This is a genomic window from Alcanivorax sp. HI0083 (assembly GCF_001635175.1).
Window position 1 is genome coordinate 1 of the sequence record NZ_LWFX01000052.1, and the last position, 743, is coordinate 743.

A 743-nucleotide genomic window follows, 5' to 3' on the forward strand; every position below is an offset into this window, starting at 1 on the left:
CCGTGGCAAGTTTTCGAGTCCCGGGCCATGGGGGCGGATGCGGTGCTGCTGATCGCTGCGGCGCTGTCTGATGCCCAGATGAATGAGCTGTATCATGCTGCCCAGCGGGCCGGCTGTGATGTGCTGGTAGAGGTTCATACCGAAGAAGAGCTGCACCGGGCGGTAGCCTTGAACGCCGAGCTGATCGGTATCAATAACCGTAACCTGCACACGTTTGAAACCAGCCTGGACACCACGCTGACGCTGGCACAACAAGTGCCGGGTGATCGCATGGTGGTGACTGAAAGTGGTATCCACAGCAGCGCTGACGTGCAATTGATGCGCAAGAGCGGCATCCACAGTTTTCTGGTCGGCGAAGCCTTCATGCGCGCTGAAGACCCGGGCGCTGAACTCAAGAAGCTGTTCTTCTGAGCGTACGAGTTGCGAGGTTTGTAGATCGGCTTAGCCGCGCAGCGGCGTAAGCCGACAAACCGCGTTGGGTGAGAGGATTTGGAATGACAGGAAAGTCACCTCAGGAATGCCTGGGTATGGAGGACATCCGTGCCGAAATCGACCGTAGCGACAGGCAAATCATTGCATTGTTGGGAGAAAGGGCGGGGTATGTACATGCTGCCGCGGCCTTCAAGACCAGCGAGGATGGGGTGCGTGCGCCGGAGCGTTTCAGAGCCATGCTCCAGACCAGAAGATATTGGGCAGAGCAGGAAGGGCTGGATGCGGACATGGTTGAAGATCTGTACCGGAAC

The 743-nt window shown here is 58.0% G+C and carries 2 protein-coding genes; both read left to right on the forward strand.

The genetic code is table 11. The features are described 5' to 3' along the window. On the forward strand, nt 1-411 hold a 411-nt coding region (locus tag A3754_RS00540), incomplete at its 5' end, for an indole-3-glycerol-phosphate synthase (protein WP_197468339.1). A gap of 83 nt (nt 412-494) precedes the next feature. Then, nucleotides 495-743, forward strand: a 249-nt coding sequence (locus tag A3754_RS00545; RefSeq protein WP_063518558.1) for a chorismate mutase, incomplete at its 3' end; no start/stop codon positions are given.